This is a genomic window from Nocardia sp. NPDC050712 (genome assembly GCF_040654295.1).
Taxonomy (GTDB): domain Bacteria; phylum Actinomycetota; class Actinomycetes; order Mycobacteriales; family Mycobacteriaceae; genus Nocardia.
Genome location: NZ_JBFAHT010000005.1, coordinates 352,404 through 376,537 on the forward strand (window position 1 = coordinate 352,404; position 24,134 = coordinate 376,537).

The 24,134-nt window shown below is 68.6% G+C and carries 27 protein-coding genes and 1 pseudogene; 12 read left to right on the forward strand and 16 right to left on the reverse strand.

All coding sequences use genetic code 11. The features are described 5' to 3' along the window. Positions 1 to 18 precede the first annotated feature (18 nt). Positions 19 to 336: a hypothetical protein gene (locus AB0H76_RS34355; RefSeq protein ID WP_357331239.1), complete on the forward strand. Its 318-nt coding sequence runs from the start codon at positions 19 to 21 to the stop codon at positions 334 to 336. Positions 337 to 438: 102 nt separating this feature from the next. Then, complete coding sequence (locus AB0H76_RS34360) at positions 439 to 816, forward strand: hypothetical protein (RefSeq protein WP_357331240.1); 378 nt, start codon at positions 439 to 441, stop codon at positions 814 to 816. On the opposite strand, the gene AB0H76_RS34365 is transcribed toward AB0H76_RS34360, so the two are convergent. Next, positions 813 to 1,925 carry a LuxR C-terminal-related transcriptional regulator gene (locus AB0H76_RS34365; RefSeq protein WP_357331241.1) on the reverse strand — a complete coding sequence of 371 codons (1,113 nt, stop codon included), beginning with the start codon at positions 1,923 to 1,925 and terminating at the stop codon, positions 813 to 815. The two genes, AB0H76_RS34360 and AB0H76_RS34365, sit on opposite strands and share 4 nt — an antisense overlap. Positions 1,926 to 2,085: 160 nt before the next feature. Here AB0H76_RS34365 and AB0H76_RS34370 point away from each other — a divergent pair, with 160 nt between their 5' ends. Both AB0H76_RS34370 and AB0H76_RS34375 read left to right on the forward strand, forming a co-directional pair. Further along, entirely contained in the window at positions 2,086 to 3,540 is a 1,455-nt protein-coding gene (locus tag AB0H76_RS34370; RefSeq protein WP_357331242.1) for an FAD/NAD(P)-binding protein, read from the forward strand. A gap of 86 nt (positions 3,541 to 3,626) precedes the next feature. Then, positions 3,627 to 4,784, forward strand: coding sequence for a hypothetical protein (locus tag AB0H76_RS34375; protein WP_357331243.1), 1,158 nt, complete (start codon positions 3,627 to 3,629; stop codon positions 4,782 to 4,784). Positions 4,785 to 4,787: 3 nt separating this feature from the next. Here the strand turns inward: AB0H76_RS34375 and AB0H76_RS34380 are convergent, their stop codons facing one another. Continuing rightward, positions 4,788 to 5,399, reverse strand: coding sequence for a helix-turn-helix domain-containing protein (locus tag AB0H76_RS34380; protein WP_357331244.1), 612 nt, complete (start codon positions 5,397 to 5,399; stop codon positions 4,788 to 4,790). Between the two features lie 93 nt (positions 5,400 to 5,492). Between AB0H76_RS34380 and AB0H76_RS34385 the strand changes: the two genes are divergently transcribed. After that, on the forward strand, positions 5,493 to 6,125 hold the full coding sequence (locus AB0H76_RS34385; protein ID WP_357331245.1) for an NAD(P)H-dependent oxidoreductase: 633 nt from the start codon (positions 5,493 to 5,495) through the stop codon (positions 6,123 to 6,125). Positions 6,126 to 6,148: 23 nt separating this feature from the next. On the opposite strand, the gene AB0H76_RS34390 is transcribed toward AB0H76_RS34385, so the two are convergent. The 3 genes and pseudogenes from AB0H76_RS34390 to AB0H76_RS34400 form a co-directional block, all read right to left on the reverse strand. Beyond that, positions 6,149 to 6,547 (reverse strand): DUF6670 family protein, encoded by a 399-nt coding sequence (locus tag AB0H76_RS34390; RefSeq protein WP_357331246.1) that lies wholly within the window; start codon positions 6,545 to 6,547, stop codon positions 6,149 to 6,151. A gap of 35 nt (positions 6,548 to 6,582) precedes the next feature. After that, a pseudogene (locus tag AB0H76_RS34395) lies at positions 6,583 to 7,167 on the reverse strand (DUF6670 family protein); the annotation flags it as partial. 72 nt (positions 7,168 to 7,239) lie between these two features. Next, on the reverse strand, positions 7,240 to 7,821 hold the full coding sequence (locus AB0H76_RS34400; RefSeq protein WP_357331247.1) for a TetR/AcrR family transcriptional regulator: 582 nt from the start codon (positions 7,819 to 7,821) through the stop codon (positions 7,240 to 7,242). Positions 7,822 to 7,851: 30 nt separating this feature from the next. Between AB0H76_RS34400 and AB0H76_RS34405 the strand changes: the two genes are divergently transcribed. Both AB0H76_RS34405 and AB0H76_RS34410 read left to right on the forward strand, forming a co-directional pair. Further along, complete coding sequence (locus AB0H76_RS34405) at positions 7,852 to 8,199, forward strand: DUF6463 family protein (protein ID WP_357331248.1); 348 nt, start codon at positions 7,852 to 7,854, stop codon at positions 8,197 to 8,199. A gap of 70 nt (positions 8,200 to 8,269) precedes the next feature. Beyond that, complete coding sequence (locus AB0H76_RS34410; RefSeq protein ID WP_357331249.1) at positions 8,270 to 9,091, forward strand: RNA polymerase sigma factor SigF; 822 nt, start codon at positions 8,270 to 8,272, stop codon at positions 9,089 to 9,091. Between the two features lie 62 nt (positions 9,092 to 9,153). Here the strand turns inward: AB0H76_RS34410 and AB0H76_RS34415 are convergent, their stop codons facing one another. Further along, positions 9,154 to 9,909 (reverse strand): hypothetical protein, encoded by a 756-nt coding sequence (locus AB0H76_RS34415; RefSeq protein WP_357331250.1) that lies wholly within the window; start codon positions 9,907 to 9,909, stop codon positions 9,154 to 9,156. Between the two features lie 68 nt (positions 9,910 to 9,977). Next, a complete protein-coding gene (locus AB0H76_RS34420) occupies positions 9,978 to 11,228 on the reverse strand; it encodes an ABC transporter substrate-binding protein (protein WP_357331251.1) in 1,251 nt (416 codons plus the stop codon). Between the two features lie 246 nt (positions 11,229 to 11,474). Between AB0H76_RS34420 and AB0H76_RS34425 the strand changes: the two genes are divergently transcribed. After that, positions 11,475 to 12,755, forward strand: coding sequence for a helix-turn-helix domain-containing protein (locus tag AB0H76_RS34425; protein ID WP_357331252.1), 1,281 nt, complete (start codon positions 11,475 to 11,477; stop codon positions 12,753 to 12,755). Between the two features lie 8 nt (positions 12,756 to 12,763). Here the strand turns inward: AB0H76_RS34425 and AB0H76_RS34430 are convergent, their stop codons facing one another. The 3 genes from AB0H76_RS34430 to AB0H76_RS34440 form a co-directional block, all read right to left on the reverse strand. After that, positions 12,764 to 13,492: an aspartate/glutamate racemase family protein gene (locus AB0H76_RS34430; RefSeq protein ID WP_357331253.1), complete on the reverse strand. Its 729-nt coding sequence runs from the start codon at positions 13,490 to 13,492 to the stop codon at positions 12,764 to 12,766. Further along, positions 13,492 to 14,967 carry an NCS1 family nucleobase:cation symporter-1 gene (locus AB0H76_RS34435; protein ID WP_357331254.1) on the reverse strand — a complete coding sequence of 492 codons (1,476 nt, stop codon included), beginning with the start codon at positions 14,965 to 14,967 and terminating at the stop codon, positions 13,492 to 13,494. Before AB0H76_RS34435 ends, AB0H76_RS34430 begins: the two co-directional genes overlap by 1 nt. Positions 14,968 to 15,051: 84 nt before the next feature. After that, a complete protein-coding gene (locus tag AB0H76_RS34440; protein WP_357331255.1) occupies positions 15,052 to 15,777 on the reverse strand; it encodes a GntR family transcriptional regulator in 726 nt (241 codons plus the stop codon). 135 nt (positions 15,778 to 15,912) lie between these two features. Between AB0H76_RS34440 and AB0H76_RS34445 the strand changes: the two genes are divergently transcribed. Together AB0H76_RS34445 and AB0H76_RS34450 are read left to right on the forward strand one after the other, a co-directional pair. Further along, the gene (locus tag AB0H76_RS34445) at positions 15,913 to 16,080 is read left to right on the forward strand and encodes a hypothetical protein (protein ID WP_357331256.1); all 168 of its coding nucleotides are present in this window, start codon (positions 15,913 to 15,915) and stop codon (positions 16,078 to 16,080) included. 37 nt (positions 16,081 to 16,117) lie between these two features. Continuing rightward, entirely contained in the window at positions 16,118 to 17,062 is a 945-nt protein-coding gene (locus tag AB0H76_RS34450; RefSeq protein ID WP_357331257.1) for an SDR family oxidoreductase, read from the forward strand. Between the two features lie 12 nt (positions 17,063 to 17,074). On the opposite strand, the gene AB0H76_RS34455 is transcribed toward AB0H76_RS34450, so the two are convergent. Further along, positions 17,075 to 18,460 (reverse strand): threonine/serine exporter family protein, encoded by a 1,386-nt coding sequence (locus AB0H76_RS34455; RefSeq protein WP_357331258.1) that lies wholly within the window; start codon positions 18,458 to 18,460, stop codon positions 17,075 to 17,077. A 139-nt stretch (positions 18,461 to 18,599) separates the two neighbouring features. Continuing rightward, positions 18,600 to 19,031, reverse strand: coding sequence for a T6SS immunity protein Tdi1 domain-containing protein (locus tag AB0H76_RS34460; RefSeq protein ID WP_357331259.1), 432 nt, complete (start codon positions 19,029 to 19,031; stop codon positions 18,600 to 18,602). Positions 19,032 to 19,151: 120 nt separating this feature from the next. Between AB0H76_RS34460 and AB0H76_RS34465 the strand changes: the two genes are divergently transcribed. Both AB0H76_RS34465 and AB0H76_RS34470 read left to right on the forward strand, forming a co-directional pair. Next, positions 19,152 to 19,571 (forward strand): MarR family transcriptional regulator, encoded by a 420-nt coding sequence (locus AB0H76_RS34465; RefSeq protein WP_357331260.1) that lies wholly within the window; start codon positions 19,152 to 19,154, stop codon positions 19,569 to 19,571. After that, a complete protein-coding gene (locus tag AB0H76_RS34470) occupies positions 19,568 to 20,956 on the forward strand; it encodes an MFS transporter (protein ID WP_357331261.1) in 1,389 nt (462 codons plus the stop codon). Before AB0H76_RS34465 ends, AB0H76_RS34470 begins: the two co-directional genes overlap by 4 nt. Before the next feature lie 10 nt (positions 20,957 to 20,966). Here AB0H76_RS34470 and AB0H76_RS34475 read toward each other — a convergent pair whose 3' ends face one another. The 4 genes from AB0H76_RS34475 to AB0H76_RS34490 form a co-directional block, all read right to left on the reverse strand. Beyond that, positions 20,967 to 21,725 carry an SDR family oxidoreductase gene (locus AB0H76_RS34475; protein WP_357331262.1) on the reverse strand — a complete coding sequence of 253 codons (759 nt, stop codon included), beginning with the start codon at positions 21,723 to 21,725 and terminating at the stop codon, positions 20,967 to 20,969. Positions 21,726 to 21,795: 70 nt separating this feature from the next. Next, entirely contained in the window at positions 21,796 to 22,653 is an 858-nt protein-coding gene (locus AB0H76_RS34480) for a helix-turn-helix transcriptional regulator (protein ID WP_357331263.1), read from the reverse strand. A gap of 44 nt (positions 22,654 to 22,697) precedes the next feature. After that, positions 22,698 to 23,135, reverse strand: coding sequence for an SgcJ/EcaC family oxidoreductase (locus tag AB0H76_RS34485; protein ID WP_357331264.1), 438 nt, complete (start codon positions 23,133 to 23,135; stop codon positions 22,698 to 22,700). A 52-nt stretch (positions 23,136 to 23,187) separates the two neighbouring features. Further along, positions 23,188 to 23,883 (reverse strand): GntR family transcriptional regulator, encoded by a 696-nt coding sequence (locus AB0H76_RS34490; RefSeq protein ID WP_357331265.1) that lies wholly within the window; start codon positions 23,881 to 23,883, stop codon positions 23,188 to 23,190. Positions 23,884 to 24,134 lie beyond the last annotated feature (251 nt).

A 24,134-nucleotide genomic window follows, 5' to 3' on the forward strand; every position in this document is an offset into this window, starting at 1 on the left:
ACAGTTAGGAATACGCACATGTCCATCGAAGGCACCTGGGACCTGATCATCTCGACCCCGATCGGCAAGATCGACGTCGTGATCGAGCTGCGGCGCCACGACGATCTGCTGTCCGGTACGGCGCACGGCGCGGGCGAGGACGTGCCGATGCGCGAACTCGCCGTCGACGGCGATCAGCTCACCTGGCAGCAATCCATCACCAAGCCGCTACGCCTGAACCTGGCCTTCGCGGCGACAGTCGACGGCGACGACCTGCGCGGCACCGCCAAGGCCGGACGCCTGCCCGCTTCCACACTCGCCGGACGCCGCCGCACCGTTCCCCTGGACCGCGTCTAGGCCCTGCCCTATCACCCGCGAGGGCGCGGTCCGGTTGTGGCCGTTACGATATCGGCGGTTATCTGGCACTGACGTGCGGGTGCAGGGGCGGAAGGGTTGGGGATGAGGGTTACCGCAGGGCTGTTCGGTCTTTTGATCGCTGTGGCCGGGGCCGTGATGATGTGTTTCGGCTATATGGCTCAGAAGGATTTGCGCGACGATTCGGCGCGAATGGCGATCAATATGGGCTGGACTTGCGAAGCGAATCGAGACGATCCCACGATGCAGGAGTGCCGTTGGGGTAGGTGGGACGGCAAGAGCAGGACTGCGGGCGAGGACGTCACGCCCGTCCGGGAGCGTTCGGGTGAACTCATCAGCAATGTCGTGCTGATCGGTGCCGCCCTCTTCGTCGGGGGTTTGGTCCTGACGGGCGGCGCACTCGCCGGCGGGGGCCGGGCGGCTCCCGTGCCGCCGCAGCAGTGGCATGGCGGCGGGCACTAGTTTCGTTCGACGCGCACGGTGTTGCGGGCGGCGAAGGGTTGCTGGAACTCGGTGAAGAGGCGTGCGACCAATTCGCCGCGGCTGGTGACGCCGACCTTGTCGAAGATGGCTTTCACGTGGTCGCGGACGGTGTGCGGGGACAGGTGCAGGTGGGTGGCGATGTCCCTGGTCGGCAGGCCGCGGGCGATGAGGTCGATGACGTCGAGTTCGCGGTGGGTCAGTTCGAAGGCGGCGGTGACCAGCGCGGCGATCTCGGAGGGTTTGGCGGGTTCGATGACCAGCGCGGTCGAGGTGGCGCCGCCGTCGGGGGCGCGCAAACAGGACGCGTGGCAGACCAGCCAGCGGCCGGTGGTGGCGCGGATCCGGATGCGGGCACTGCCGCCGGTCAGCCGGGCGCGACCGGCGGTGCTCAGAATCCATACCGGCAACGGCAATTCGATGCCCAGCGGTGTGGTGGTGGACGGGCCCGGCGGCATCTGGTCGAGCAGATCGCGGGCTTCGTCGTTGAGCGACACCAGGTTTCCGGCGGCGTCGAAGAGCAGCATGCCGGGCGCCCGGGCGGTGTCCTCCGGAGTCGGTGTCGCCGAAGGCTGGACGAAGGACCGCAGCCGCTGAGCCAGGGGCGCGGACAGCGATTCGACGAGGTCGATATCGGTGGCATCGAAATCGGCGCGGCCGCGCTCACGGAACAGGCTGAGCTGACCCCAGGGCTGGCCGTCGACGCGGAAGACAGCGCGCAGCTCGTCCTCGAAACCTCGGGGGCGCATGAAATTCCGGTAGAGCGGGCTGCGGGCCGGCTCGCCCTCGGTGACCGCGCGCAGCCCCGCGACCGGCACCCGGGCCTGCGCGAGATCCCGGAAACGATTGACGTGCTCGGCGAAAAGTTCTGATTCCCAATAGGTTCCGCAGCCACCCTCGTGCAGGTTCTCCACCCGCACGGGCGCTGTGGTCAAGCCGTTGATGGGGTCGGTAGCCACCCAGACCGCGGCGTCGAAGGGCGCGAGGCGGCGCAGGCGAGTGGAGGCGTCGGCGAACAGGCGCTGCGCGTCCGGCGCGTTCGCGATGTCCTGGAGCAGTGCCTCGACCGCGTTGCGGGTCGGAGTGGTCATAGTCGCGATCCTGCTGGGTCCGCCGAGCGCGCGCCATCCCTCATATGAGGGGGAACCCGGACGCGCCCAGCCGAATTCCCCCCGATCGGGGGATGGGAGCGGGCGCCGAACCCGGCGACGCTGGTCGACGCACCGCACGGTGCCCGGAAGGAGCAGTGTCATGCATATCGGAATCGTCGGAGCCGGAGCGGCCGGAGTCGGCCTGCTGGACGCACTCGCGGCGGCGGGCGCGGAGCCGGGAACGGTCACGGTTTTCGACGGCTCGCCCGCCCTGTGGCGGGGCCGGCCTTATCAGCCGGACCTCGAGGCGGTGCGGGTGAACGCGCCGCCGGTGATCATGTCGATTCGCGCGGGCGATCCGGCGCACTATCAGCGGTGGTTGTCCGCGCGGACCGGCGTCGAGCAGTATCGCGACGACCTGCTGGAGCAGATATTGCTACCGCGGGCGCACTACGGCGAGTATCTGACGGACACCGCCCGCGCCGCCATCGGCGCATTACGCAGGGCCGGTTGGCGAGTGAGTGTCGTCAACGCCCGCGTTACCGGGTTCTCGCGGGGCGAGACCGCGGTACTGCACACCGAGGACGGGGGCCGGATACCCGTCGATCGCGCCGTGCTGGCGGTCGGCAACGGCCGCCCGCACGATCACTACGGACTGACCGGCGCGCCGGGCTACGTGAACGAGCCCTATCCCTTGGCGCGCACGCTCACCGATATCGCGCCGGAAGCGCACGTGGGCGTGATCGGCAGCGGATTGACCGCCGTCGACATCGCGGTCGCGTTGTCGGCGCACGGCCACACCGGCCCGATCAGCTTCCTCTCCCGCAGCGGCACCTTGCCGTTCGTGCAGAAGCGACCGGCCCGGCTGGAACTACGGCACCTCACCCCCGAGGCGATCGCCGCCGCCGGCGCCGGTCTCACCTTCGACCATCTCGTCGACCTCATGCGTGCCGAAATCACCGGCCTGGGCCAGGATTTCGACGCCTTCGCCGCCGAGATCCTGGCGACCGAAACCGAGTCACCCACCGACCGGCTGCGCCGGCAACTGACCGAGGTCGACTCCCCGCGGCACGGTACTCGGCTGCTCGCCATGGCCATTCGCGTGGTCGGGCCACTCGCCTGGCCGCTGCTGCCGGAATCCGAGCGCACCCGGCTGCGGGAGCGGCACTTCCGCACGATCAACAGCCTCAGCTCGCCGATGGTGCCGCACAACGCGAAAATTGTGCTGCGCCTGCTGGATTCGGGTCAACTGCGGCTACGGCCCGGGGTGCGCAAGATCGAGGCGCGACCGAACGGCGGGTTCACGATCACCGACGAAAGAGAAGGGATGGCCGACGTCATCGTCAATGCCGTCAACCCGCCCGCGTACACCACGCCCGCCGAAACCGCGGCGCTGGTGAGCGCGCTGCTGGCCGGTGGCGCGGCCGAACTTCGCGCGGTCGGCGGTCTGCCGGTCGACCGCGAGACCCGCGCACCGCTGGTGCAGGGCCGCCCGGACCCGACCTGGCATGTGCTGGGCAACCTGGCCGCCGACTCGATGTTCATCGCCACCAACCCGCCGGGCCTGGCGGCCGAGGCCGCACGGTTGGCGCGCATCCTGACCCGCGCCGGGTAGCAACCCACAGAGTTCTCTCACAAGTCATGGCAGCGCGGGGTCGATGCAGCCAGTAGCGTCCCCGGGGAACGATGAGGAGAGAGAACATGGCTGCTGGCCGCAACGGATTCCTGCTGCTGGGTGGCGTGGCTTCGCTCGGGGCGGGTGCGCTGCACCTGTTCGCCGCGGGGCTGCATACCGAGCACGCCACGCTCGCGCGGCTGATGGTGGTGCTCGCGGCGGCGCAGTGCGCGGCCGGGTTGCTGGCGGCGGTGAGCGCGCGAAAGGCCGTGCCGGTCACGGTGATCGGGGTCAACCTGGTCGCGGTGGCGATCTGGGGCTACACCCGGTTCGCGGGGCTGCCGTGGCCCGCCGGCCTCACCGCGGCGGAGGCGCCGCAGTTCCTCGACAGCACGTGCGCGGCACTGGGTGTGCTCGCGATCGCCGGGGCCGCCGTCGCTCTGGTCCGGCCTGGGGCGACACTGGCCACGCTGTCGACCGCGACCGCCGCGGCGCTGGCGGGTGCGCTGGCCGTCGCGGCGATGCTCGGCGGCGCCGGGCACGTACACAGCCACGAGGGCGGTGGCGGCCACTCCCATGCGGCCGCGGGCGAGCACGACCACGGGACCGGCACCGCATGGCCGCGGCCGTTCGATCCCGCGAGCCCGATCGACGTCTCAGGAGTGCCCGAGGTGACCGCCGCGCAGGAACAGCGCGCGAGCGCCCTGATCCGCACCACCCTCGATCGGCTGCCCGCGTTCGCCGACGTCAATTCGGTTGGCGCACTGGGTTTCCGCTCCATCGGTGACGCGTCCACCGGCTACGAGCACTTCATCAACTTCGGCTACATCCGCGACGATCGATTCCTCGACGCCGCTTACCCGGAGTCGCTGGTCTACCGGGTCGACGGGACCGCGCGGACCCTGGTCTCGGCCATGTACATCGCCAAGAACAAGAAGATCGACGATCCTGATCTGGTCGACTACGGCGGGTCGCTGATGCAGTGGCACGTGCACGACAACCTGTGCTGGAAGTCCGGCGACAACGGCCCCCAGGTCGCCGGAGTCGTTGATGCCCAGGGTAATTGCCCGCCGGGCTCGCTCAACCCCGGTTCCGGTAACCCGATGGTCCACGTCTGGATCACCGCCAACCAGTGCGGGCCGTTCGCGGCGCTGGAAGGCCACGGCGCGGGCCAGGCCGACACCACCGCGGCGGGTCGCCGGACCGACACCTGTTCTCACGATCACGGCGGTAGCCACCGCTGACAGTCAGCCGGCGAGACGTTCGATCAGAGCCTGCCAGCTGTCGCCGAGCATGCCGTCGACGTCCGGTGCGGGCGGCGCGTTCGTCTCCGACATGGATAAATACAGCAGCAGCGGGCCCTCGAGCGCGGCGGTGAGCTGGACCGAGAGGCCGTCGAGGCTGGGCATCCGCACGTCGGCCAGGCCGAGCAGCATGCGGATATGGACCTGGGAGACCGAGATATCGCCGGCCGGCACCGGCTGGTTGCGGTCCAGGGCCGCGCGGGCGATGGCGTGGTGGTCCAGCAGGAACGCGATCCGGGCGCGGCCGTAGGCAACCAGGCGCGCCACCGGGTCGGCGCCGGGTCCGAGCGGTGGCGGGCCCGACATGACCTGCTCCTGGAAACGGAGCTCGTCGGCGTCCAGCAGGGCCTGGAAGATGCCGGCGCGGGTGCCGAAGCGGCGGAAAACGGTGCCTTTGCCCAGCTCGGCGCGTTCGGCCAGGCCGTCCATGGTCACCTTCTCCACGCCGTGCTCCGCGATCATCGCGCGGGCCGTCGCCAGGAGGTGCTCACGGTTGCGCACCGCGTCGGCGCGTTCGCCGCGCGACTTTCCGAAGGGGATAACTGGCCCGGTCACGGGGTTCAATCTAGCCGGGAATAGTAAACGGGGTAAAGTCCGTTTAAGGTCTTGTCGAAGCGACCACCCCCGAACTCTCGAAGGAATCACGTCATGAATCTGTTCCGTCTGGACGCCAGCATCCTGCCCGGCACCTCCACCAGCGCCGAGATCGCCGATGCCGCCGAAGCCGAGTGGACCGCCGCGCACCCCGGCGCCACGGTGACCCGCCGGCACCTCGGCACCGACCCGCTGCCCGCCGAGGCCTGGGCGCTGGCGACCACCGCCGCGTTCACGCCGGAGGCCGATCGCACCCCGGCACAGCTCGAGGCGCTCGCGCTCGCCGCGACCCTGGCCGAAGAAGTCCAGCGGGCCGACGCCGCGATCCTGGCGGTGCCGCTGTACAACTTCGGTGTCTCCCAGCACTTCAAGACCTGGGCGGACCTCGTCATCGCCGGCGCCGGCCCGACCACCCCGCTGCTGAAGGGCACGCCCACCGTGCTCGCCACCAGCCTCGGCGGCGGCTACGGCCCCGGCACCCCGCGCGAAGGCTGGGACCACTCCACCCCGTACCTGGAACGCGTCCTCGGCGACATCTGGCAAGCCGACCTCACCGTCATCAAGCGCGAACTCACCCTCGCCGCCACCACCCCCGGCATGGAAAGCCTCCAGGATCTCGCCGAGCAGCACCGCATCGAGGCTCTCGCCGCCGCGAGCCGCGCGGGACGAACCCTCGCCGGAAACTGAAGCCCCCGCCGACGATCGAGCCCTCAGCGGAGGTCGATGTATTCCATGTAGGCGGTGCCGCTGATCGCGCGGCCGGCGAAATGGCCGGTGTAGTCGTAGCTGCCGACGAAGCCGGCGCCGAGGCCGTAGCTGTAGTCGTCGTTGCTGATTCCGTCGATGGTGAGCAGGGGGTGGTCGCGGTCGTCGCGGACTTGCCAGCGCAAGTGGTGGGGGAGGCGCATCGGGCGGCCGGTGGGGGTGGTGCGGGTGCGGGATTCGGTGACGGTGAAGTCGAAGCCGCGGGTGTAGACGCTGCCGTGGTCGTCGAGTCCGCGCACGTAGGCCCGGCGCTGAATGGGCAGGCCGGCGGGGCCGAGCACCTGAACGAGCAGAACCTGGGTGGCGGCATCGATATTGAGCACGTGATAGGTGAAGAACGGCACCGGTAGGTTGCGCGGATGCCGCCGGCGATGCTGTGCAGTCCGACGCCGGTGGCGTATTCGACCGTGCACAGCGTGTCGACCGGCAGGACGCCGTGCTGGTCGCGAATGCTGCCGCGGCACCGGGCCAGCACGCTCCAATGGTCGTAAAGGCCTGGGACGCGGGCGAAGTGGGAAACCACGTCGGTGGCCTGGATCTCCAGCTCGACCTCGGCCTCGCGGTGCCGCCGGTGCACCGTGAAGGCCGGATAGCTGCCCTCGATCAGCAGGTCGTCGCCGAACTTCAAAGAGCTGCCGTCGGAACGGAATTCGCAGTCGCGCTCGCGGCTGTGCACCAGGAACTGCCCGTCGGACATCGCGGCGGTCGCCGAGCTGGTGTAGACGGTGTCGGCGGGAGTGGTGGTGATCGCGTGATCGTTGGCGAAGATCGCGACGCCCGGCGTCCCGAGGATCGACATGACGCCGAAGAAGCGGTGCGGCGCGGGCAATCCGGGCACCATGACGCCGTAGTGCGCCCAATTACGGCGGCGCCCCTCGGGGGTTCGCATCGGCGTGTGCGCATCGAATCGACGGCCGTTGACCGCACCCGTCCGGTTGATCACCCCGGCCAGCCGCTCGATCATGGCTACGCGGTCCACGGCACCTCCGATATTGTTGTTACCAACAGTAACGTACACATCGGGAGCGACCCGGCGCTAGCTCAGACGCCGCACCACGGCACCGGTCGCGGTCGCGGCCACCTCGTCGATCCAGGCCGGAATCGGCGCCGCGGCGGCGATGTACTCGCGGACCAGCCCGTAGGGGATCGCCTTGACCGCGGCCGCTGCGATCGCCATGTGATGCTCGTCGGCGTCGCCGAATTCCGCGACGACGGCGGCGCGCAGCGCCTCGTTCATTCGATCGTTGACCGTGGCGATCTCGGCGCGCAGCTCGGCGGGGCCCACCTCGAGCAGTTCGTCGCGCCGGAACATCTTCATCGCGCGGGCTTCGGTGGGGTTCTCGCGGCAGTATCGCGTCAGGTAGATCGCGGCCGTGAGCAGCGGGTCGGGTCCGCGCAGGGCTTCGAGAAGGCCGGTGTGGAAGCGCTGGATCGAGCGCAGCCACAGCCGGGCCAGCAACTCTTCGCGAGAAGGGAAGCGCACGTAGATCGACCCGGTGTGGATGCCGGCGGCGGCGCTGATCGCGGCGATGGCGGGCCGGGTCGTCGCCGGATCGGCGAGTAGATCGCGCGCCGCGTCGAGGACCTGGTCGTCGGTGAACCTGCGGGGTCTTGCCACGGGGGACAGCTTAGGGCAAGGTTTATGAATATGGATTCAAAAACTGGTTTCCCGCTCACGGGTGTTCTGCTCGCCGTCATCGGCACCGCCCACACCGCCCTGGGCGTGGTCATCTGGACGACCGGCGCCGAGCAGGCCGAGCTCTCGTTCTGGTTCACCGCGTTCGGCGTCGCCGCCGTCGGTTTCGCCATCGCCGTGCTCGAGGTGGAACGCGTCCGCGGGTACGTCCCGGCGCCGATACTCGCCGCCCTCCTGGTGCTGACCGTGTTCGGCCTGATCTTCGAACCGGTGTCCGGATTCCTCACCCTCCTGCTGCCGCTGGCCCTCGGCCTGCGCGGATGGCTGCGCCATCGTCGACTCGTGGCGGTCCCGGTGTAAGACCGTTTGGACCCGCGGGGCCGGGGTATCAACCCCGAGCCCGCATTCGGTAGCAGCACGAGGAGTTCAGATGAGCAAGCGGCGGAACGACTCGGAGTCGACGAGTGACAGCTACGACAACATCGAGCCGTGGTTCGAGAAGTTGGCGGCGCTGGACCCCGAGGACCCCCGCCACACCGCGCTGCGCGAGGAGATCGTGCACCGCTGCCTGCCCCTGGCCGGAAATATCGCGCGCCGCTTCGCCAATCGCGGCCAAGAGCTCGAGGATCTGACCCAGATCGCGCGGGTGGGCCTGATGAACGCGGTGATCCGGTTCGACGTAGCCCAGGGCAGACCGTTCCTCGCCTTCGCCGTGCCCACCATCATGGGTGAGGTCCGCCGCCACTTCCGCGACCACAGCTGGGCCGTACGGGTGCCCCGTGGCCTCAAGGAATTGCAGCAGCGCCTCGGCCCGGCCACCGACATCCTGACCCACCGCCTCGGCCGGGTGCCCACCGCGCGTGAACTCGCCGCCGAACTCGGTGTCGAGCTGACCGAGGTCACCCAGGCCCTGGTCGCGCGCAACGCCTACGCCAGCGAATCGCTGGACACCCAGCACAGCGGCGGCGGCGAGGAGGGCTCGATGCCCGCGCTGCGCGAGACCCTCGGCGTCGTCGAGCCGCTGTACGGCCTGCTCGAGGACGCGATGGCCGTCCGCCCGCTGATCGCCGCCTTGCCCGAGCGCGAGCGCCAGGTCCTGATCATGCGGTTCTGGGAGAACCGCTCCCAGGCCGAAATCGGCAGCCGGCTCGGGTGCTCCCAGATGCAGGTGTCGCGGATCCTGGCAACCACGCTGGAAAAGCTGCGGACCCAGGCGATGGCCGAGGGCCCGGCCAAGCGCGCCGTGGCCTGAACGCGCAAGGATGCGCCGGACCGTTCGGGCGGTCCGGCGCATCGAATCCGAAGGTGACAGAGCTACTTCGGAGGTGCGGGCACCATCGGGTCCTTGCACAGCGGGAGCTCCGGCGGGCAGGGCGCCAAGATGGTGGAGAAGTACTGGTAGGCCGAGAACAGCGCGAGCGGCCCGCCGACGGTGAGCAGGCCGACCATCGCGCCGACCGCACCGAGCGTGGCCGCGCCGAGCACACAGCCGGCGATGGTCGCCCCGACCCAGGGCAGCAGCAGGGCGATGACGGGGCTGGCGATGGTCGCGCCCGCCGCGCCGCCGACGAGGCAGCCGACCCCGCCGCCGAGCACCGCGCCGATGATCGCGCTGACCGAACCACCGATGGTCAGGCGCTGGGCCAGGACGCCGAGCGCGCCCTGATCGCGCGGCGTGAAGGACTCGGCGACCGACTGCAATGCCTGATCGGTGCTGACGACATCACTCGGCGTCACCGCCGCGACGGGCACGCCGCCCTCGCGGGACGGAGTGAGAATCGCTGTGTCGCCCTCGATTCGGGCCGCGATCGGGTACGCAACCGCGTCCACCCGGTAGGTGAGCGGGATGGCGGCGACCGGAGTGTCCTGAGTGTCGGTCAGCACGAGCTGATCGGCGACCGCGCGGAGTTTCCCGTTGCTCACCGACAGCAGCGCGGAATCACCTTCGCGGCTGACCTCGTAGCGCACCTCGTGCGGTGCCGGCGTGGGCTCGGCGTTGGTGACACCGGAGCTGACCCCGAGGGCCACGGTGGCGAGCGCCGCGGTGACTACTGATCTGTGCAATTTCATGGATGAACCTCATCGATGGTTTTCAGAGCTGGCCGCGACGCCGGACTGCGCCGCGGCGGTCGGGATGGCTACTTGGCGGTGTTGATGACATCTCCGGTGAGCGTCCAGTGGTCGCCTTCGAACCGCTGGATCCGCATCGCCTCGATCGGAAAGGCGTCGCCGGGGCCGGTTTTCAGGGTGAGACCGGGCAGCAGCAAGTCGACGCCGACGTTGTCGAGGGCGCGCAGGGAATCGCGAAGTCCTTCGCGGGTGGGGCATTTCGCCGCGTCCATGGCCTTGTGGAAGCTCTGGGCCATCGCCCAGCCGACGGCCGTGTACTGATTGGTGGGGTCGGCGCCGGGCGCGTACTGCACCACCTTCTCCCGGTAGATGCGCATGCCGTTGTCCCCGGCCCATTGCGCGTCGGCGGGATCCTTCATGAACGCGACCGACACCACGCCCTGCACGTTCTGGAAGCCGACCGGCTTGAGCATGCTGACCGTGTTCGCGACCTGGGCCAGGATGTGCAGCGGGTTCCAGTCGGTGTTGCGGGCCTCGGCGGCCAGTGCCTGCGAGGCGAACTTCGGCGTCGAGAAGTTCAGCAGCACATCGGCTTTCGAATTCGCGAGATTGCGCAGCTGCGGTTCCACGGTCGGGTCGGTGACCTCGTAGCTCTGCTCGCTCACCACCTTGACGCCGCTGCCGGCGACGGCCTCGGTGAAGCTGGTCAGCAGATCCTTGCCGAAGTCGTCGTTCTGGTAGAGCACCGCGACGGTCGCGTTCGGGCGCTGTTCGCGGACATAGCGCGCGAACGCCTGCCCTTCGGCCCGGTAGCTGGGCTGCCAGCCGATCGTCCACGGATGTTCGGTGTCGGTGCCCCACTTGGTCGCACCGCCGGCGACGAACGCCTGCGGCACCTTCCGCTGACCGAGGTAATCCCAGACCGCGGACGAGGTGGCCGTGCCCAGGGTGGAGAAGACCGCGAACACCTGATCCTGTTCGACGAGCCGGCGGGTTTCCTCCACTGTTTTCGGCGGCTGATAGCCGTCGTCGCGGACCAGGTATTCGACTTTCCGGCCCTTCATTCCGTCCAATTCGGCATTGACGTAGTCGAAATACGCGCGGACGCCCTTGGGAAGTTCTCCGTATGCCGAGGCCGGCCCGGACAGCGGATAGACGCCGCCGAGTTTGATGCTCTTATCGGTGATTCCGGTAGTTTGCTGACCCTGGCAGTCGCCCTGTCCGACGGTGCCGCCGTCGCCGTCGCGGCCGCCGCAGGCGGTGACCGTGAGCAGGACCGCCACCGCCGCTCCTACGGCTCGAATCGCCTTCGTGCGCATCGGATTCTCCCTTTCCTCTCGAGCATTCGGCCACCCGCCCGCGTTTGAGACGCGGGAAAGATTCGCTGCGGGACAACAAACTTCCGCCGCCTGGTTCGGTGCCGGTGGCCAGCGTAAATTCGCTGGTCAGCGCGCGCATCGGCCGCGGCGGCCCAAAGTCGGTCGGCGTTATTGGCCCCGTGGGACATGGACGGGACCGTCCCCGATCGTGTTGACACCCCCGCCACGGCAATGGAGTATCCGCATATGTCAGCTGGGTCACATTCGGGCAGCGCGCTATATCCGGACGAAGTGCAGGCCGAGCGCAAACGAATCATCGGCAATGCCTATGACGACGCGGAAAAGATCGCCGATGCGGGAATGTCGGCGATCCTCGCGCAGATCCCCGGTTATGCCGCGCGCGACGACACCTTTCACGCCGATGTGCACGACCAATTGACCCGATTGACCCGGTCCGGACTCGGCGCGTTCCTGGACCACCGCAAGGTCACCGCCACCGATGTCGCCTATGCCCGGCAGGCCGCGGCGCGGCGGGCGCGGGCCGGACTCACCCTGATCGACTACATCGCGGCCTTCCGGCTCGGCCAGCAGGCGACGTGGAAGTCGCTGCTGGCCTTCGCGGGTGAATCCGAGGCCGGACGGCTGGCCGCGTTGTCGATGGTGGTCCCGCTGGCCCGCTACAACGATCTGATCAGCGCCGAAGCGGCCAACGCCTACCTCGAGTTCCAGCAGTCCTGCACGGCCGACGCCGGGCGCGAAGGCCAGGAACTACTGGAGAGTCTGCTCGCCGGCGCGCTACCCGACCGCGGGCCACAGCTGGCCCGGGCCAGCGCGCACGGCATCGGCGCGGACAGCACGGCCCCGATGGTGGTCGTCACGGCGACCGTGCTGGGCAGCCGGCTGCGCGGCGAACGGGACGGAACCGAAACGGAGGCAAGGCAGGTCGCCGCCGCGGCCATGGCGGGCGTCGCGGTCAACGGCCTGCGCACCCTCGCGGCGGTGCGCGGCGCCGAGGTCATCGCCGTGCCCGCGCTCGGCCGCAGCGCGAGCACGGCGGAACTGTGCGAGCGACTACGGGCGATGCAAACCAAGCTCAGCGCCGCCGGGATCACGCTCGCGGTCGGCGTCAGCACCGTCGTCGCCGGCATCGCCCAGCTCCCGAAGGCGTATCAGCAGAGCCGCGACGCCCTGGACCTGCTGCCCGAGGCCGGTGGTGTGCTGGCGCTGCCGCAGATCACGCCGTTCCGGTACCTGATGCTGCGCGCCGACGACACCGCCCGCCACCTCATCGACCCCGCCATCGCGGCGCTGCTCGCCGACGACCGGGTGCGCGGCGGCATGCTCGCCGAGACGATCCGCGCCTTCGCCGCCGCCGACATGAACATTCGCGAAGCCGCCGACCAGCTGCGCATCCACCACAACACCGCCAAGTACCGGCTGCGGCGGATCCAAGACCTGACCGGTCGCAGCGTGCGCACCGTCAACGATCTGATCGAGTTGCTGGTGGCGATGGAATTGCAGCGGTAGTAAGGGGTTCAGCGTCCGAACGAACTCAGCAGGCCGGTGTAGGTCTTGGCCGGTGGCGGCGCCGACTCGCCCCGCCCCGAGGGCCGCAGATCCATGGTGAGCAGGGATTGGACGGTCAGGGTCGCCGCGGCGACCCCGTCGACCACCGGGACGCCGAGTTCGGCGCGGATATGCGCGCACAGGTCGGCCATGCCCGCGCAGCCGAGCACGATCGCGTCCGCGCCGTCGGCCTCCAGCGCGGACCGGCAGGCCTCGGTCACGATCTTGCGGGCGTCCGGATCGTCGTCCAGCGCCAGCACCGGGAGTTCGCAGGCGTGGATGCCGCGGCAAAACCGTTGCAGCCCATAGTGATGCACCAGGTCCGCGGCGCGGCCGACGGTGCGGCCCAGCGTGGTCACCACACTGAAGCTGCGTCCCAGCTGGGTGGCTGTGCGCATGGCGGCCTCGGCGATTCCGATGACCGGTCCGCGCGCCAGTTCGCGGGCCGCGTCCAGGCCGGGATCGCCGAAGCAGGCGATCACGTAGCCGTCGACACCCTCGCGTTCCCCCGCGGCGATAGCGGCGAGAATGCCTGGGACGCTGAGGGCTTCGTCGTAATGACTCTCGATCGAAGCCGGTCCCATGCCGGCGGTGACCGCGTCGAGCAGGGTGGCCGGGCCGGCGACGGCCGCGGCACACTCCTCGATGGTCGCGGTCATCGCCTGCGTCGTGTTCGGGTTGATGACCCGGATCCGCATCAGGCAGTTGCTCCTCTCGTTTTCGGGCGGGCGATCAGGTAGTAGACGGCGAAGCCGATACCGCAGCCGATGAACCAGCTGTACTGGGCGGCGGTGTACATGCCCGGCACGCCCCGGGCCAGGACCGGGATCACCGCGATGATGGCGCCGGCGGCGGTGGCCGCGATCGCCGCGGGGTTGTATCCCTTGCGGTACCAATAGGTTCCGCTCTCGGACATGGTGAACAGGTCGTCCACGTTCACCTGCTGCTTCTTGATCAGGTAGTAGTCGGCGATCAGCACGCCGAACAGCGGGCCGATGAACGCGCCCAGCGTCTCGAGGGTGTAGTGGATGACGTCCGGGTTGCTGTACAGGTTCCAGGGCGTGATCAGCACCGAGCCCACGGCGGCGATCATGCCGCCGGCCCGCCAGCTGATCCGCTGCGGGCTGACATGGGAGAAGTCGAACGCGGGGGAGATGAAGTTGGCGACGATATTGATGCCGATGGTGGCGATGGTGAAGGTCAGCGCGCCGAGCACGATGGCGAAGGTGCTGTCGATCCGGGCCACCGTCGCGACCGGGTCGGTGATGAGTTCGCCGTACACCGGCAGCGTCAGCGACGCGGTGATCACCACCAGCAGGGCGAACACCAGGAAATTCAGCGGCAGGCCGAGCAGGTTGCCGCGCCGCACCACCGCGAAAGACTTTCCGTAGCGGGAGAAGTCGCCGAAGTTGAGCATCGGGCCGGAGAAGTAGGACACCACCAGGGCGATCGCGCCCAGCATCACCGGCACCGAGGACCAGCCGGTGTATTTCACCTCACCGAGACTCAGATCGATGGCGCCCCAACCGGCTTTCGCGATCAGGTACCCGCACAGCGCGAACATCACGACGTAGACCGCGGGCCCGCAGAAATCGATGAACCGGCGAATGGCCTCCATGCCACGCCAGAACACGCACGCCTGCACCACCCACAGCAGCAGATAGCTGCCCCAGCCGAGCAGCGAAAGACCCAGGAAGCCATAGTCGTCCACTACCGCGTAGGGCGCCAGCGACGGAAACAGCTTGATCAGCACCACATCCAGCGCGGCCGAGGCGAGGAAGGTCTGAATTCCGTACCACGCCACCGCGATCAACCCGCGGATGATGGCGGGGATATTGGCTCCGAGCACACCGAACGAACTGCGGCACATCACCGGATACGGCACCCCGGTCACCTGGCTCGGCTTGGCGACCAGATTGCAGAAGAAATACACCAGGGTGATGCCGATGACCAGCGCGACGAGCACCTGCCAGCTGGCCAGGCCGAGCGCGAACAGGCTGCCCGCGGTGACATAGCCGCCGACGCTGTGCACGTCCGACATCCAGAAGGCGAAGATGTTGTAGGAGCCCCAGGATTGGTCGCGCAGCGGCGCCAGGTCCGCGTTGGTCAGCCGGGGGTGATATTCCGCGGGGGGCGCGGTGGTGGCGACGGGCGCCGGGAGCGTTTCGGTCATGGTGGTTCCGATCCGAAGGTGAAACTTGGATGGAACGACGGTAGGAATCTCCGATTGCGGCGCCGTTGCGCGGCTATATCTCGATTATTGCGCGAAGGATATATCTTCCGCGGGTGCGAGCAGTCCGGTGTCGGTGGGCAGGGTCGCGATCATCGCTTCCAGTCTGCGGTGATGCTGTTCGGCCACCTGGATCAGGCGATCCGCGTCCCCGGCCAGAAAAGCGTCGAGCATCAGCGAGTGATCGGTGTGCAACAGCGCCCGGTCGGCCGGGCCGATGTGCACCATGGACTGCACCGGCTCGGTGACATTCCAGGCCGACTCCAGCATGTGCAGCAACCGGAACATGCGCGAGGGGCGGGTCAGCGCAATGTGGAAATCTCGGGAACGGCGCTGGTAGGCGACCGGGTCATCGTCCCGAATCGCCTGTTCGAGCCGCTCGTCCAGCTCGCGCAGCGCCGCCCGATCGGCCGGGCCGGCATTGCGCACCGCCGCGGCCAGCGACGCCGTCTCCAGGGTCTCGCGCACGATATACATCTCGCGCAGTTCATCGGCGGTGAGCTGCGCGACGGTATATTCGCCGTGCGGCTGATGGGTGATCAAACCCTCGCCGATCAGCGTTTTCAACGCCTCCCGCACCGGAATATGACTGACACCGAACAGTTCCGCCACTTCGCGCAACGGAATCTTCGTGCACGGCGGCACCGCGCCATCCAATATCACCCGGCGCAATTCACCGAGAATGATCTTCGGCCGGCCCGGCTCGTCCACGACCAGCCGCGCGAGCAAAGCGGAACGTCTGCGTGGAGGCATGCCGACCACGGTAGAGCGCGGGTGTTGCGGTCACAGGGCGGCATGTGACGACCGGGAAAACATGATCGGTCGCGGCCCCGCGCCGAAGCGTGTCGATCTCCGGATCGGAACCCGGCCATCGATACCTTTCTACCCATGGACGAATTCACGATCGGTGAGACGGTGCGGATCACGGGGAAGACGATGACGGGGAACGTCGGTACCGTGGTTCACCAGGGTAAGGATGGGAAGTACCTGGTGCGGGTCGGCGCGGTTACGCAGAATTACTTCACCGCCGATGAGCTGGAGCAGTTCACGAGTTGAGCGTTGTCCGGTCCGGCACTGGTAGAGGAGTGAGCGCATGGCACGTCAACCGATCGACATCACCATTCCCGATCTGACCGGACAGCGGGCCGTCGTCACCGGCGCCAGCGACGGCATCGGGCTCGGGATCGCCACGCGGCTCGCCGCGGCCGGGGCCGAAGTGCTTCTGCCGGTGAGGAATCCGCGCAAGGGTGCGGCCGCGCTCGCCACAATTCGCGAGCAGCAGCCGGACGCCGATGTGTCATTGCGGGACCTGGATCTGTCGTCGCTCGAATCGGTTGCCGCGCTCGGCGAGACGCTGCGTGCGGAAGGTGCTCCGATCCACCTGCTGATCAACAACGCCGGTGTCATGACACCGCCCGATCGGCAGAGCACCGCCGATGGCTTCGAGCTGCAATTCGGGACCAACCACCTCGGACACTTCGCCCTCGTCGGCCAATTGCTGCCGCTGTTGCGCGCGGGTCGCGCCCGGGTGACCTCGCAGATCAGCGTCTCGGCGAACCAGGGCGCCATCAACTGGGACGACCTGAACTGGGAGCGGTCCTACCGCGGCAACGCCGCCTATAGCCAGTCGAAGATCGCGTTCGGGCTGTTCGGGCTCGAACTCGACCGGCGCAGCCGCGCGGGCGACTGGGGGATCACCAGCAATCTGTCGCACCCCGGCGTCGCGCCGACCAACCTGCTCGCCGCCCGTCCCGAGGTGGGACGTGATCGAGATACGTTGGGCGTGCGGCTGATTCGCGTCCTGTCCGCGCGCGGCATTCTGCTCGGCACCGTCGAGACGGCGAAACTTCCCGCCCTGTACGCGGCGACCGCGCCCGATGCCGCGGGCGGCAAATTCTATGGTCCGAGCGGCCTCGGCCACCTCGGCGGACCGCCGGCCGAGCAAAAGCTCTACTCCCGGTTGCAGAGCACCGAGGACGCCCGGCGGATCTGGCAGGTCTCCGAAGAACTGACGAAGGTGCCGTTCCCCGCCAGCTGAGTTGTCCGGTGCTCAGGCGTGCAGCGAGCGGCGATAGTAGGCGGGCATCACGGCACTGGTCGTGGCGAGGACACCCAGGGCGATCGCCGCGACGGTCAAGACGGTGTCGACCAGCGCGCCGATCCCGGCGGTGTCGTGGCTGACGAGGATCTCGCTGACTCCGGTCAGCCCCAGGGACCCGGGTACCAGAACCCAGAACGCCGGCAGGAACAGCACGAGCGCGGACGGGGCGGTGCGCCAGCGGGCCAGCAGCAGCGCCGCCAGCGGCAGCGTCGCACCACCGGCGAACGCGCCGAACAGCGGTGACGCCCACCATGTCACGGCCACCTGCGCGCCGTGCGCGACGCACATGACCGCGATCAACCACGGCAGCGTCGACTTGCTGGCCGAGGAGAACAGCGAGTAGCCCGCGGCCAGCAGGACCACGCCGACCCAGGTGGCCCACATTCCCAGCGGGTGATGCTGACCGGCGTGCTCGACCGGATGAATCGTGGCGAGTTGCGTGCCGACCGCCACCCCGAACGCGATCAGCACCAGGACATTGGTGCCGTAGACGAGCCGGCTCGCGCCGGCGACGACCGACCCGGTGGCGAGTTCCATGGTGCCCAGCGTCAGCGCCGCGCCGGGCAGGAACGCCACCAGCGGTGGGATGAGCAGCGTGGTCGCCTCTTCGTTGAGGATCGGCCCGGCATATCGGAAGGCCAGTACGGTCACCACTATCGCCGCGATCGCGGGCACGAGCAGCGAACTGCTGCCGCCGCGGAGTTTGGCGCTGAGTTCCCGTAGGCAGGCGACGACGAAACCCAGGCAGGCGTAGCCGATGACGGTCAGCGGTTCGGGTCGTGAGAGCAGACCGAGGCCGACGCTGATCGCCACGTATCCGGCGATGCGCGCGAGCAGGCCGAAGCGCGGGGGCGCGTCGGCGATAAGGGTCAGCTCGTGCAGGCCCTGCTCCGGCGGGATCGGTTCGGCGCGCACCTGGTGCAGAAACCGGAATAGTCGATCGATCTGATCCAGGCGCAACTGCGATTCCTGCACCGACCGGAACTGGACCACCTCGCCGATCCCGATGAACACCCCGGTGGGCAAGACGAAGCAGCGCGTATCGACAGCGTGGTAGCGGTGCCCGATCTCCTCGATCAGCGCGGTCACCAACGTCGTCGGCTCACCGGCCCGGCACAGCATCACCGCGGCCTCGCGCAGGAACAACGCCAATTCCTGCTCGGAGCCCTCAGGCGCTTCGACCTCCGGGTCCGGGGTGTGCCACCAGTCCCGCAGCCGGCTCACACCGGCCTGAACACCGGGTGCCCAGCTCGAGGGAACGGGCACGCCGGATTTCCACTGGCGCAGTACTCGGGCGATGTCGGCCGCACGGTCGGCGGAATCAGCGCGCGGCATGGATCCCTTCCGCTCGGTCGATCAGATAACTGATCTATGAGAACAGCAGGGTGATCCGGAGTTGTGCTCGCGGGTGCGCCGAGGTCGACTCGCTCACATCCACGCCGAAGTGCGGCGTGGATCACAGGAGTGGGCCGGGTTACAGCTCGAGGCTTTGGGCGACGAGGTCGAGGAACACCCAGATGTCGCCGCGCATATAGGCATCCGGTTCTTCGGAGCCGCCGAGGAAGGGGTAGGGGGCGGCGATGTAGACCTCGCCGTCGTCGAGTTCGCCGAGCAGTTGGCGGATTTCTGCCACGTGCGGCGGGCGCAGGACGTACTTCATGAACACGCGGTCGAGCAGGACGTCGGTGATGAAGTCGTCGAGATCGAGGAAGCGGCCGTGGGCGGCGGCCCGCGCCTCGTAGGGATGCAGGACCGCGTATTCGCGGCTCGCGCTGTTGCGCAGGAAGACGTGCCCGAGTTCGGAGTATCCGCGCACCGTGTCGTACTGCGGGAAGTGCGGTTCCCAAGCCGGCATGACCTCACCGAGGTGACGCGGCTCGATCAGCCGGAAGCAGTCCGGTTCCACGCGAGTACCACCTTCTCGAAAAGTATGACCATACGGCGGGCCCGCGCGCGGCTACACCTATGGCCCGTCTCACGCAGAGCTCGGCAACTAAATTGAACAACTAAGTTGTATGGTTGGCTAATGACTTCTGCACCCTCCACCGCGCAAGCACTGGGTGAAGCGCTGTATCCGATCGCCCGCCGGCTGCTCGCGGGCCGGACGATCTCGGCGGGCAAGCTCGGCGTGCTCGGGTATCTGGACAAGCACGGCCGCGCCTCCGCCACGACGCTGGCCGCGGTCCAGACCGTGAGCCCGCAGGCCATCGCCACCGCGGTGCGCGAACTCGAAACCCTCGAACTGGTCGTGCGCACGCCCGACAGCGACGATCGCCGGCGAATCTGGATCGAACTGACCGACGCCGGCCGGCAGCGGCTCATCGAGGAACGCGCCGACGCGCTGAACTGGCTCGAACGGGCCGTCGGCACCAGGCTCGACGCCGAGGAACGCGCCGCGCTCGAACAGGCGCTGCCCGCCTTACGGAAGCTGGGGCCGCTCGCATGAGACGTCTGACTCCAGCCCTCGTCTACACCGCTCTGACCGCGGCCATCGTCAGCTCGCTCGGCATGCTGCTGGTCCCGGCTATCTCGCGGGAAATGCATGTCGACGTCAGCGCCGCGCAGTGGATGCTGACGGTCAACCTGCTCGTCGGCGCGGTCACGACGCCGATCATGGGCAGACTCAGCGACGGCCCGCACAAGAAACGGCTACTGCTGTGGTCGCTGTCGATCATTCTGCTCGGCTCCTTCATCGCCGCCCTGGCCCCGAACTTCGCGGTCTTCCTCGTCGGCCGCGCGTTGCAGGGGCTCAGTTACGGCATCGTCCCGGTGACGATCGCGCTCGCTCGCCGCTACCTGCCCGCCGACGAAGTGCGCAACGGCATCTCGACGCTGTCGGTCACGGTCGCCAGTGGACTCGGGCTCGGTTACCCGCTCACCGGCATCCTCGCCGACGTGTTCGGCTACCGGTTCGCGTTCTGGGCCGCCGCGCTGTTCCTGCTGTCGACCGTGCTGGTGGTCTGGCGCGCGGTGCCGGATGGCCCGGACGAGCAGGCCCCGCGCACGCCGTTCGATCTTCGTGGCGCGCTGCTGATCGGTGTGGGTCTCGCGACGCTGCTGCTGGTCGCCGGTGAGGGTTCGCGTTGGGGCTGGGGTTCACCGTGGACGATCGGCCTGGCCGTCGTCTCGGTCGCGATCCTCGCCCTGTGGGCGCTGGTCGAGTTGCGGACCCGCCACGCCCTGGTCGACCTGCGCGTGCTGCGCACCAGCGATGTGCTGGTCGCGAACGGCACCGCCATCGGGCTCGGCGCCGCGATGTACGCCTGCCTCTCGATCGCCAGCCTCATCGCCCAGGCCCCCGCCTCGACGGGGTACGGGATCGCGCTGCCGTTGTTCTGGGCCGGGTTCGTCATGCTTCCGCTGTCGGTGGGCAGCTTCGGGGCCAATCGGGTGGTGCGGGTGATCTCGGCTCGTATTCCCATGCGCGCCTTACTGATTCCCGGTGCCGCGATGGTGAGCGCGTCCAGCCTGCTGTTGCTGGTGGCCCACGACGAGCTGTGGGAGATCATGATCGGCATGCTCGGGTTCGGCGCGGGCATCGGGACGACCTACGCCGCGATGCCCGCGCTGATCGCGCGCGGTGTCGCCGACCGCGAACTGGGCAGTGCGGTCAGTTTCAACCAGGTGCTGCGCACCGTCGGCGGCTCCCTGGGTAGCGCCGTGTCCGGCGCGGTGATCGCCGCCCATCTCGACCCCGCCGGCCATCCGACCGGCACCGGGATCGAGATCGCGCTGGGCGTCGGTGCCGCCGGATGCGCGGTGGTGCTGGCCGTCCTGCTGATCACCCACGCGACCACCCGCCAGAAGGCGATGAGCGTGGCCGGCGGGTGATCGGCCGCGGTCAGCGTGCGGTCGGCACCGAGCCCACCAGGCCGCCGTCGACGACGATGTCCTGGCCGGTGATGTAGGAGGCGTCCTCGGAGGCGAGGAACGCGACCGCGGCCGCGACATCGTCGGCGTGACCGATGGTGCCGAGCGGGACTTGCGCGGCGTTGACGGCATCCGCGTCGGTATCGGGGTTGGCGCCGCGATACATCTCGGTGTCGATGTAGCCCGGGCTCACGGAGTTGACCCGGATGCCGCGCGGTGCGAGTTCGGCGCCGAGGGTGCGTGCCAGGTTGTGCACGGCGGCTTTGCTGGCGGAGTAGATCGAGGCGACCGGAAGCCCGCGGTACAGGGTCCACGACGCGTTGATGACGATCGCGCTGCCGTCCCGCAGCAGCGGCTGCGCCGCGTGAATGGTGAAGAAGACGCCTTTGACGTTCACGTTCAGCGTGCGGTCGACGTCCTCCTCGGTCAATTCCGCACTCGGCTTGAAGATTCCGACTCCGGCATTGGCGAACACCGCGTCCAGCGTGCCGCGCCAGGTCTGAATCCGGCGCATGAGTTCGTCGGTATCGGCGAGCGAGGCCGCGTCGGCCCGCACCGCCAGCACCCGCGGCCCCGCGTCCAGCCGCGCTACCGCGGCATCGAGCCGCTGCTGATCGCGTCCGGTGATCACCACATAGGAGCCTTCATCGAGTACCCGCCGCGCGGTAGCGAACCCCATTCCGCTGGTAGCGCCGGTGATGAGAACTGTTTTATTGCTGAATCGCTGCATGTCAGCAATCCTGCGGCCGGGCACCCGGGCCCGGCAGTGCCGGATGAACCTGGGTCTGTCACCACCACCTTCAGCGTGACACCGGCTCCGCCCCGGCGAGCAGATCACCCAACCGCGCTTCGGTCTCGGTTCCCGGTGCCGGAGTGTGCAACAGGAGGCGGTGGCCGGGGAGGTCGAGGAGGGGGAGGGTGGTGTATTCGAAGGTCAGTTCGCCGACCTGCTCGTGGTGCAGGAATTTGATGCCCTGGGTGGCGCTGCCGACAGGGTGTTCGGCCCAGATCTCGGCGAATTCGGGGCTGGCGGCGCACATGTCGGTGGCGAGGCGGTCGAATTCGGGGTCGTCGGGGTAGCGGGCGGAGTCGGAGCGGTATTGGCCGGCGATCTCGCGGGCCACATCGCGCCAGTGCGTGTAGGAGGAGCGGAACGCGGCTTTGGTGAAGAAGCTGACCAGGCAGTTGTGGTCGCCGGCGTCGTAGCCGAAGACCAGGTGGGCGGCGTGATTGACGACGACGAGATTCCAGTGCCGGTCGATGACGTAGGCGGGGCGGGGCAGCCAGGCGTCGATCACCCGCCGCAACTCCGGGGAGACCTCCCCGCCCGCCGGTCGAAGCGCGGGCGGGTTGAGCCCCGCGAGCAGATACAGATGCTCGCGTTCGGCTCCGTCGATCCGCAAAACCCTTGCGACAGCGTCGAGTACGTCCGGTGACACGTTGATGTCGCGACCCTGCTCCAGCCACGTGTACCAGGACACCCCGACTCCGGCCAGCACCGCGACCTCCTCGCGCCGCAGCCCGGGTGTGCGCCGCCCACCGGAGACCGGCATGCCCGCGTCGGCGGGGGAGATCCGCGCGCGGCGAGTCCGCAGGAATTCGCGGATCTCGTCGCGGCGGCGTTGCCGGGCATCGGGGGATAGCGCGGGGGTGGCCATCCATCGAGGATACGACCGACCGGTTTCGGCTCCCCGGGCCTACCTCAATCGGTGATGATGGGCGTGGTCTGAGCCAGGCCGATTTTCCAGCCGTCCGCGGTCCGGACCAGGACATAGCTCATGGCTCCGGAGGAGGCCGGCGCCGGCTGCGCGTCGGGCCGCTCGTCGTGCACCGTCTTGATCAGGCTGACGAGCACGGTGTCGACGGTAAGCGCCTGGATATCAAGCACTTCGAGGCTGGTGCGAACCTGTCCGAGGCCCTGTCCGAGCGCCGCGCCCATCGCCGCCTCGAACGCCGCGCGCCCGAAAAGCCGCCGCCCGTAGAAGTTCACGATCCGGGTGTCGTCGGTGTGCAGACCCGGGAGCACCGCGGCGTCGGCCTGGGACCGGTCGGCGAGATCCACCAGATCGCGAATGGCGGCCAGGTCCGCGTCGGAAAGCACTGCGGTGGCATCGGATTGTGAGCTGTCGATCGAAGTCATGTAAAGCATTATTCAACCTCGAGCTAACTCGAGGTCAAATGTCGCAGGTGGGTCAGCCGCCGATGTCGCCGTGCCGCAGCGCGGCGATGATCGCCAGCGTCGGCCTGCGCCCCGCCTCGGTGTGGTCGAGCATCGCGTATTCGGCGAGGCGCTCGTCGCCGGAGACGATGGCGTCGATGAGGTGCTGGTGTTCGTCGAGCTGGCCCGCGACGGCGCGCTGGGTGGTGATGACGAACAGCCAGGCCATGCGCGCCAGGATGGTCCGCATCAGCTGGGTGAGCAGGCTGTTGCCGGACAGCTGGACGATCTCGCCGTGCAGTTTCGCGTTCGCCTCGGCGATGCGCAGGGGGTCGTGGGTGGCCAGGGCGGCGTGCGAGTCGCGCAGCGCGGCGTGCAGCGGGGTGGTGTCCGCGCCCTGCCGGACCCGGGCCGCGGCCAGCCGAGCGGCCAACGGCTCCAAGCCGATTCGCACATCGAACAGCTCCTCGACCGCGGTCCGGTCCCAGGAGCGGACGACGGCGCTGCGGCGCGGGCTCACGCTGACGATGCCGTCGAAGGCGAGCAGGGCCAATGCTTCCCGGACCGGCAGCCGCGAGGTGCCGAGCTGGTCGGCCAGGCGCGCTTCGGGCAGCTTCTGGCCTTCCTTGTAGGCGCCCGTGATGATGCTGCGCCGGAGATCGTCATAGATCCGGCGCGTCTGGGACGTGTCGTCGATCGCTGGCGGAGACGACCGGGATTCTCGGGGCATCAGGTCAGTCTACGAAGCGGTGCGCCGAAGTGGCGGTTCTGCCCGTGCGGACCATTCGGTAGACCGTATGCGCCATGGTCGCCGAAGTGCTTCGCCGCGCACCGCGGACTGCCGCCGTCCTGGTTTTCGCAGTCTTACTGCGAGTTTCGCTCCCGAAGATAGATCGATTGGTTCACCAGCTCGAAACACCGCGAACACGGCGGAGATACGGATTGAGCCGATTCTGTATACCGAACCGCTGCAAGGCAAGG